The sequence below is a fragment of the Paraburkholderia sp. genome (assembly GCF_036488505.1).
Taxonomy (GTDB): domain Bacteria; phylum Pseudomonadota; class Gammaproteobacteria; order Burkholderiales; family Burkholderiaceae; genus Paraburkholderia.
Window position 1 is genome coordinate 1 of record NZ_DASXHN010000491.1, and the last position, 8,455, is coordinate 8,455.

Below are 8,455 nucleotides of genomic sequence, written 5' to 3' on the forward strand. Positions count from 1 at the left end.
CCTCTGCCGAAACCGGCGCGCGCCGGCATCACGAGCGGAGGATGGAACATCCGCGCGCCGAGCTGGCCCGCCAGCCACGACAGTACGTTGCTGAGCACCAGGTACGCGACGAGCGTCACGCTGAAGGTTTGAAGGTACAGAAGCGTGCGCGAGTTGATCACGGTCGCGGTGCCGGTCAATTCCGGCAATGCGATCGCGGACAGCAACGACGTGCCGAGCAGCAACTGGATCAGGTAATTGACGATGGCCGGATAGACCGCGCGCGTCGCCTGCGGCAGCACGACCTCGGCGAAGATCTGCGCGCGTTCGAGACCGAGGATGCCGGCGGCCTCGAGCTGCCCGCGCGGCACCGACTGGATGCCGGCGCGGAACACTTCCGACAGATACGCACCGACGTTCAGACCGAGTGCAATGACGCCCGCCCAATATGCGTCGAGCGAAATACCCGCTGACGGCAGACCGAAGAACACGATGAAAATCTGCAGCAGCACGGGCGTATTGCGGATGATCTCAACGTACGCACGGGCAATCCAACGGATCAGCGCGAGCGGCGAAGCACTGGCGAGCGCGGTGAGCAAACCGAGCACGACCGCCAGTACGAATGCCAGCACGGTCACCTGCAACGTCAGCCAGCTCGCGGTCAGGAACTCGGGCACGTAGCCCCACAAGATTAGCCACTGGTAACTCATCGCGTGCTCCCCACGGTTCGGGCCTCATCAGACGTCGGCATGTGCTGCTCCTTAAAACTGCGGGTTCAGCGGGTAGCGCGGATCGGTACCGAACCATTTGTTGTAGAGCTGCGCGTTGAGCTTCGACGCATTGACGTTGAAGAGGAACAGGTTCAGGTAATTGAGCCATTCCTGATCGCCGGCCTTCACGCCGAACGCGTTGTATTCGAGCGGCACCAGCGCTTCGTTGGTGACCGCCAGTTCGGGATCGAGCTTGGCCTGATACGCGAGGAAGTTGTTGTCCTCGATCATCGCGTCCGCCTGCCCCTGCTTGACCGCAAGAATTGCGGCCTGCGAGCTGTCGTATTCCTGAATCTTGACGGGGATATTCAGCGCGCGAACTTCGTCGCCATTGGTTGAGCCCTTGACCGTCGCAATCGTGCGGCCGCCCATGTCCTTGATCGACTGAATGCCGCTATTTTTTCTGACCAGCAGCGCTTCGCTCGCCACCACGTAGGGGCTCGTGAATTCGATCACTTTCGCGCGCTCCAGATTGCGCGTGAAGTTGCAGAACACGACGTCCACCTTGCTGGTCTGCAGATTCGGGATCCGGTTCGCGCTGGTCGTATTGACGACTTCGAGCTTCACACCCATCTCTTTCGCGAGCTCCTTCGCGAGGTCGACGTCATAGCCGTCCGGTTGGCCGTCCTTGTTGTAGAAGCCGAATGGCGCGAACGTCAGACAGTCGCCGACACGCAGCGTGCCTCGCTGCAACACGGCCTGAAGCGTCGAAGAGCCTGCCGCCGCGCCCTGCTCCGGCGCGGAGACCTTGGTGCAGCCCGCGACGGCGAGCAATCCGGCAACGGCGAACAGAAAGGCGGCTTTGACGCCTCGTTGGGCAAGTTTCATGTGGGGTCCTGGGCAAAGAGGAGTATTCCGGAGCGGACAACGCGGCTTCAGCATCTTTCGGCGCACGCGACGATTCGCCGGGTCATGCCTAGTTTGTCCGAAATATCAGACTGCGATCTGACAAACCGGATTCATCGCGAGTGTTGGGCGCCAAAGTAAAACGGGCAACTGGAAGCAACCCCTATTGCGATCTGTTTTTCGTTCGAATAGACGAGCCATAATCACGGGCAAGCACACGCCATCGCGGCGACGCACATCGGCGGAGCAGGGGCATTGCGGGCCGCGCCGCCTCAAGCTCAAGATATGAGGCGATCATTTACAATTGCCGCAGGTCAGTGCATTCGTCGGCAAACCATCAAAGGACTAATCATGCGCATCTTGCATACCATGCTTCGCGTCGGTGATCTCGACGCCTCGATCCGTTTCTATACCGAAGTTCTCGGCATGCGCCTGCTTCGGAAGAGCGACTACCCGGACGGGAAATTCACACTCGCCTTCGTCGGTTACGAGGACGAATCCGAAGGCGCGGCGATCGAACTGACCCACAACTGGGACACGAGCAAGTACGACCTCGGCACCGGGTACGGCCACATCGCGCTGGAGGTTGACGACGCGTATGCGGCGTGCGAAGAAGTGAAGAAACGCGGCGGTGTCGTGACTCGCGAAGCCGGACCGATGAAGCACGGCACGACGGTTATCGCCTTCGTCGCGGATCCGGACGGCTACAAGATCGAGCTGATCCAGAAAAAGGGCCGGGCCGACTGACAGGTGCAGGATTCGGCGTTCGGCGTCAGAACGCTGGAAACAAAACCTGCGTTGCGTCGCGCTCGCGAATCTGCCCACCGGCTCATCGCGCGTTGTCCACGTCGCCATCCCGCCATCACACGCCCATGAGCACCACCACCGCCCTGCCCACGCGCCGCGCCCCGGACAGCTTCGCGATTCTGCTGATGATCGGCTTGTGCGCGATCTGGGGACTGCAGCAGGTCGCGATCAAGAGCGCTAACGCGGCGGTGCCACCGGTCTTTCAGGCAGGGCTGCGCTCGGCGCTCGCGTCCCTACTTGTATGGGCGTGGGCGCGCTCACGCGGCACGCCGCTCTTTCGCGACGACGGCACGCTTGGCGCCGGCATGCTCGCGGGCGTGCTGTTCGCCGCCGAGTTCATTTGCATCTTTCTCGGTCTGACGCTGACGAGCGCGTCGCGCATGGCGGTGTTCCTGTACACGGCGCCGTGCTTCACCGCGCTCGGGCTGCACTGGTTCGTCGACGGCGAACGGATGCGGCGCGTTCAGTGGCTCGGCATCATCGTCGCGTTCGCGGGGATGGCGCTCGCGTTCGCGGACGGCTTCCTGCCCTCCGGTCCCGCCGGAGCTTCGGCTCACGGTTCGACGCTCGCGCGCGCCGCTGGCGACGCGCTCGGCGTACTCGGCGGCATCGCATGGGCAGCGACGACCGTGGTCGTGCGCGGTACCCGCCTCGCGCATACGAGCGCGAGCAAGACCCTCTTCTATCAGTTGGCGGTATCGGCGGTGGTGTTGCTCGCGCTGGCGCTCGGACTCGGCCAGGCGCATGTGGAGACCGTGACGCCGCTCGCGCTGGCAAGCCTCGCGTATCAGGCGGTGATCGTCGCGTTCGTCAGCTATCTGTTGTGGTTTTGGCTGCTCACGCGCTATATCGCGTCGCGTCTGTCGGTGTTTTCGTTTCTGACGCCATTGTTCGGCGTCACCTTCGGCGTGCTGCTGCTCGGCGAATCGTTCAGCACGCGCTTCCTGGCCGCCGCGCTGCTCGTGCTCACGGGCATCGCGCTCGTCAATGCGCCGGTCAGGCGGCGCGCCGTTTAGGCTTATTCCGGCGCGGCCGCCGAACGCGCCGACACCGCCTGCGCAACGCTCACGTATTCGGCGACCGACACGTCTTCAGCGCGGCGTTGCAGATCGAAGCCGAGCGCATCGAAATCCACGCTATCGCGCAACGCGGCAAGCGTGTTGCGCAACATCTTGCGACGCTGCGAGAACGCCGCGGTCACAACCTGGCCGAGCACCGTTTCGTCGACCACCGGCATTTCATGCCGTTCATACGGGATCATCCGCACGATTGCCGAATCGACTTTCGGCGGCGGCTGGAACGCGTCGGGCGGCACATCGAGTTGCTTATCGATCACGTAGCGATATTGCAGCATCACCGACAGCCTGCCGAACGCCTTGGTGCCAGGCTCCGCGACCATCCGCTCGACCACCTCGTTCTGCAGCATGAAGTGCTGATCGATCACGCGCTCCGCGAACGTCGCCAGATGAAACAGCAGCGGGCTCGAAATGTTGTACGGCAGATTGCCGACGATGCGCAGCGATGCCTTCTCGCCCGGCGCGGCGAGCGAGCCGAAATCGAACGCGAGCGCGTCGCCCGCGTGCAGTTCGAGCAGATCGCCGAACTTCGTCTTCAGACGGACGATCAGGTCGCGGTCCAGTTCGACCGCGTGCAACGGCGCGTCGGGGGTCGCGAGCCGTTCGATCAGCGGTTCGGTGAGCGCGCCGAGCCCCGGCCCGATCTCGACCATGCGCTCGCCGCGCTGCGGCCGGATCACGTCGACGATCGAATCGATCACGCCCATGTCGACCAGAAAGTTCTGACCGAAACGCTTGCGCGCGAGATGGCCCTGGTGGCGGCCTTGCTGTCTGCTGGTGGACATCGGAGAAACGCTAGAAAGAAAACTGCTTGAGAAAAGAAACAGGCATTCGCGCGATGCGTGTGCAAACCGCCGAACGTGTGAACCGCTGAACGGGCATCGCGTCACGCCGTGCATGAAGCACGCGGCACGCGCGCGAACCGCTCACGCGGCAATAACGGCTGCAATAAGCGCTGAAAAGTAAGCGCTGAAAAATAAGCGCAGCCGCTCAGCCCGCGCGACGGTGCTGCGCCATCGACACCGCGGTGTCGATCGCGGCCATCAGGCTGCCGGCGTCGGCGCGGCCGGTGCCGGCCAGATCGAGCGCGGTGCCATGGTCGACCGACGTGCGGATGATCGGCAAGCCGAGCGTGACGTTGATGCCTTCACCAAACGTCGCGTACTTCAGCACCGGCAAACCTTGGTCGTGGAACATCGCGAGCACGCAGTCGGCCTCTTCGAGATAGCGCGGCTGGAACAGCGTGTCGGCCGGATAGGGACCGCGGGCGTCGATGCCGTGGGCATTCGCCTGCTGCAATGCCGGCGTGATCACGTCGATTTCTTCGCGGCCCAGATAGCCGTTTTCGCCCGCATGCGGGTTCAGCCCGGTCACGAGAATGCGCGGCGCTGGCAAGCCGAAGTGCTGGCGCAAGTCCTGGTCGATGATGCGCAGCGTGTCGACCAGACTGTCGATCGACAAGGCCGCCGACACGTCCTTCAACGGCAGATGCGTGGTGGCGAGCGCGACGCGCAGCGGCCGCTTGCCGGTGCCCGCGAGCATCATCACGACACGCGGCGTATGGGTGCGCTCGGCCAGATATTCGGTGTGACCGGTGAACGGCACGCCGGCATCGTTAATCGTGCTTTTTTGCAGCGGCGCGGTGACGATCGCGTCGAACCGTCCGGCCACCGCGCCGTCGATCGCCGCATCGAGCAGATCGAGCACGTAGCGGCCGTTCGTCGCATCGAGCTTGCCTGCTTGCGCCGGCGCGCCGAGCGCGTGATGCTCGACGTGCACGCGCTTGCCGTCCGCCATCAGCGTGGCCCAGTCGACGCTCACCACGCGCGCGCGTTCAGCAAGCAGTTGCGCGTCGCCGAGTACGACGAACTGCGCGCCGGGCCAGTGCGCCGCCGCGCCCGCCAGCGCTTGCGCGGTCAGCTCGGGTCCCACGCCGGCGGGCTCGCCGGTCGTGATCGCGATCTGAAGTGGGCGGCTTGCGGACTGGGCGGCGCGGGTCATCATATGAACCTTACTGCACGCTCGGCGCCGCCGGTTTCACTTCGACGTACGCGGTGTCGCGCAACTCGCGCAACCAGTCGGCGTAGGCCTGTTCGGCCTTGCGTTGGCCGATTGCCTGACGCGCGAGATCCATCTGCTGCGCGACCGAGCCTTCGGCGTCGCGGCGGCCCAGCACCTGGATCAGGTGGTAGCCGTATTCGCTGCGTACCGGATCGCTAATCTGGCCGTCCTGCAGCGAGTTCATCGCGCGCTCGAATTCCGGCACCGTTTCGCCCGGGCTGACCCAGCCGAGATCGCCGCCCTGCGACGCCGAGCCGTCCTGCGAATAGGTGCGCGCGAACTTCGCGAAGTCGCCGCCCGCGGCAATCTGGTTCTTGATGTCGAGCAGCTTCTCACGTGCCTGCGGCTCGGACAGGCCATCGCCGACGCGCAGCAGGATGTGGCGCACGTGCGTCTGTACGAGCTTCGGCGCGTCCGCGCTGCTGCCTTGGCCGGCACGGCGTTCGACCAGACGCACGATCTCGAAACCGTCGTTGGTGCGGATCAGTTGCGGCGCGACCTCGCCCGGGCGCAGCGTCGCCGCGGCCGTGACCAACTCTGGCGGCAGCTTCGACGGCGGCAGGAAGCCAAGGTCGCCGCTGTTCTTCGCCGCATCGGGCGCCTGTGAATTCGCCTTCGCAAGCTTTTCGAAATTGGCGCCGCCCTTCGCCTCGGCCAGCAGCGCGTCGGCTTTCTTCTGCGCTGCTTCGATGTCGGTTTCAGGCGCGTTCAGCGGCGCCTTCACGAAAATGTGCTCGATGTGCAGATCGTTGGTCTGGCCGGCGTTCGGGCCACGCTGGCTGGCGATGTAGTTGGCGACCTCGGCGTCCGTCACCGTAATCTTGCTGTCGACTTCCTTCTCGCGCAGACGCGACAACGTCAGTTCGGTGCGCGCGTCGCTCGTGAAGGTGGTCCACGGCACCCCCGCCGCCTCGATGCGCGCGCGGTACATGTCGAGCGTCAGGTTGTTCGCCTGGGCGAGACGCTCGAGCGTGCGCTGCACGGCCGCGTCGTCGATCGTGATGCCGTCTTCCTTCGCCTTTTGCAGCTGGATGCGCTCGAGCACCATCTGCGTGAGCACCTGCTGACGCAACTGGTCCATCGGCGGGACCGGCGCGTTCTGCTGGGTCAGCCGGTGCGCGATCAGACCCGCGCGCTCGTCGAGTTCACGCTGCGTAATGACACCGTTGTTGACCACCGCGGCGATCGTGTCGACCGTCTGGCCGTTATTGCCGCTCAATGCCTGCGCCTGGACCGGCGCAACCGTCAGGAAGGACGCCGCGGCGGCGAGACTCGCCGCAAGCGTTGCGAAGCGAAGCTTTTTCATAATTGCCACAGATACTCCAATGATTTCGGGCGCTTCGCCCGTCTTTTCGCATGCGGTAAATGACCGGGCCAACGTCATTCGTAATTGGTAAACCGCGACTCCGGCGGCGGCGGCGGCGGCAACGGCGTGTAGCCGGACACGCTGGCGCGGAATGCGGTAATCAGTCCGTTGTCGACGCTCGACAGGCCCTTGAACGTCAACTGCGCCAGAAACCGCGTGCTCGACTGATTCTGTCCCGACGAATTCAGGCCGTTCGCATAGCGCTGGATGCCGGCGCCGAGCGTCCAGCAGTCCGCGTCGTATTGCAGGCCGACCAGACCGTCGACGATCCGGTGGCCGCCGAGATCGTAATTGAAGCGGCCGACTCCGAACACCCGGTGCGACAACGGCCATTGGCCTGAAATCACGAACTGATTGATCGGCTGGTTGTCCAGCGTGGTGTTCGCGCGCGTGTAGCGGTACCCGACGTTGAGCACCTTGCCGGTCTGGGGACTGAACCCGAAGCCGACGCTCGTCTTCACGAGCTGGTTGTTGTCGGCATTATATTGGAACGCCGTTTCCGAAGCGAAACCGGCGCCCAGCTTCAATGACGCGCCCGCGATCAGGTCGGAATGGGTGGCCTGCGTGCTGGTCTCCGTCGGCTGCAGCGTGACGCGCTGGTCCTGGAAATAGTACTGCTGCGCGATCACGAAGCGCGCGCGCTCGTCGCCCGTCGCCGGGTTGATGAAGCGCGTCGTGAGGCCGGCGGTTATGCGGTTCGCGTCGGCGATCCGGTCGTTGCCGACGAAGGTGTTCGGCGTGAAGATTTCCGCGAGCCCGAAGTCGGACTCGGCGGTGTCGAACAGCGGCGCATTGTTCTGGTTGCGGTACGGCGTGTACACGTAGTAAAGGCGCGGCTCGAGGGTCTGGATATAGTCCTCGCCGAACACCCGCACCGAGCGCTCGAAAATCAGCCCCGAATCGAACGTGAAAGTCGGGATCGACTCGGTGAAGTTCTTCTGCGAACCCGCCGGCAGATCGGTGCCGATGTTGTTCAGGTTGTACGACGCGAAGTGCCATTGCACCTTCGGCGTGACAAAGTAGCCCGGCCCCACCACCGAGTACGACACGTACGGGTTGAACATCACCCGCTGACCTTCGGTCAGGTCCGCGGTGGTGATGCGGAAGTTCGTGTAGTCGGCCTCGGCGCCGAAGTCGAAGCCGCCGACGTTGTACTTCGCGTACTTCACGTTCAACTGCGGCTCGCGGCCGTACGGCGCAGACGTCTGCTCCAGCGTCTGCCAATGCTGCTCGCGCGCGAGCACGGACCACGGCCCGTTGTTGTACGTCAATCCGGCTTCCTGCTGGTACAGGAGCTGGAGGCCGTTCATGAACTGGTTGACCGACGACGACAGGTCTTCCGGATAGGTGTTGTCCGAGACCCGGTTGTAGTAGACGTAGCCGGCGAACCCGTTGCCGAAGTTCTGGTTATGCGTGATATACAGCGCGTACCGATTCGTCTTCGTAATGTTGTCGTCGGGCAGGAACTGGCCCGTAAACGTGCCGCTATACGTAGGCGACAGATACCGGTAGTTGACGTCAGTCAGCACGCCGCGCCGCGAGATGATGGT

The 8,455-nt window shown here is 63.9% G+C and carries 8 protein-coding genes; 2 read left to right on the plus strand and 6 right to left on the minus strand.

The window, feature by feature from the left end:
• Both VGH68_RS27990 and VGH68_RS27995 read right to left on the minus strand, forming a co-directional pair.
• Positions 1 to 689, minus strand: a 689-nt coding sequence (locus VGH68_RS27990; RefSeq protein WP_331606980.1) for an amino acid ABC transporter permease, incomplete at its 3' end; no start/stop codon positions are given.
• A 51-nt stretch (positions 690 to 740) separates the two neighbouring features.
• Positions 741 to 1,577, minus strand: a complete 837-nt coding sequence (locus tag VGH68_RS27995; RefSeq protein ID WP_331606981.1) for a transporter substrate-binding domain-containing protein — start codon at positions 1,575 to 1,577, stop codon at positions 741 to 743.
• A gap of 369 nt (positions 1,578 to 1,946) precedes the next feature.
• On the opposite strand from VGH68_RS27995, the gene gloA reads away from it, so the two are divergent.
• Both gloA and VGH68_RS28005 read left to right on the plus strand, forming a co-directional pair.
• Complete coding sequence (gene gloA / locus VGH68_RS28000) at positions 1,947 to 2,342, plus strand: lactoylglutathione lyase (RefSeq protein ID WP_331606982.1); 396 nt, start codon at positions 1,947 to 1,949, stop codon at positions 2,340 to 2,342.
• 125 nt (positions 2,343 to 2,467) lie between these two features.
• Complete coding sequence (locus VGH68_RS28005; RefSeq protein ID WP_331606983.1) at positions 2,468 to 3,418, plus strand: DMT family transporter; 951 nt, start codon at positions 2,468 to 2,470, stop codon at positions 3,416 to 3,418.
• A gap of 2 nt (positions 3,419 to 3,420) precedes the next feature.
• Here VGH68_RS28005 and rsmA read toward each other — a convergent pair whose 3' ends face one another.
• From rsmA to VGH68_RS28025, 4 genes are all read right to left on the minus strand, one after another.
• On the minus strand, positions 3,421 to 4,263 hold the full coding sequence (gene rsmA / locus VGH68_RS28010) for a 16S rRNA (adenine(1518)-N(6)/adenine(1519)-N(6))-dimethyltransferase RsmA (protein WP_331606984.1): 843 nt from the start codon (positions 4,261 to 4,263) through the stop codon (positions 3,421 to 3,423).
• 205 nt (positions 4,264 to 4,468) lie between these two features.
• The gene (pdxA, locus tag VGH68_RS28015; protein ID WP_331606985.1) at positions 4,469 to 5,479 is read right to left on the minus strand and encodes a 4-hydroxythreonine-4-phosphate dehydrogenase PdxA; all 1,011 of its coding nucleotides are present in this window, start codon (positions 5,477 to 5,479) and stop codon (positions 4,469 to 4,471) included.
• Between the two features lie 10 nt (positions 5,480 to 5,489).
• Positions 5,490 to 6,854: a peptidylprolyl isomerase gene (locus VGH68_RS28020; RefSeq protein ID WP_331606986.1), complete on the minus strand. Its 1,365-nt coding sequence runs from the start codon at positions 6,852 to 6,854 to the stop codon at positions 5,490 to 5,492.
• 65 nt (positions 6,855 to 6,919) lie between these two features.
• Positions 6,920 to 8,455, minus strand: a 1,536-nt coding sequence (locus tag VGH68_RS28025; RefSeq protein WP_331606987.1) for an LPS-assembly protein LptD, incomplete at its 5' end; no start/stop codon positions are given.

Bases quoted from the DNA above. Each gene is read 5' to 3' on its own strand.
- VGH68_RS27995 (WP_331606981.1), bottom strand. From the start codon at position 1,577: ATGAAACTTGCCCAACGAGGCGTCAAAGCCGCCTTTCTGTTCGCCGTT.
- VGH68_RS28005 (WP_331606983.1), top strand. From the start codon at position 2,468: ATGAGCACCACCACCGCCCTGCCCACGCGCCGCGCCCCGGACAGCTTC.
- gloA (WP_331606982.1), top strand. From the start codon at position 1,947: ATGCGCATCTTGCATACCATGCTTCGCGTCGGTGATCTCGACGCCTCG.
- rsmA (WP_331606984.1), bottom strand. From the start codon at position 4,263: ATGTCCACCAGCAGACAGCAAGGCCGCCACCAGGGCCATCTCGCGCGC.
- pdxA (WP_331606985.1), bottom strand. From the start codon at position 5,479: ATGACCCGCGCCGCCCAGTCCGCAAGCCGCCCACTTCAGATCGCGATC.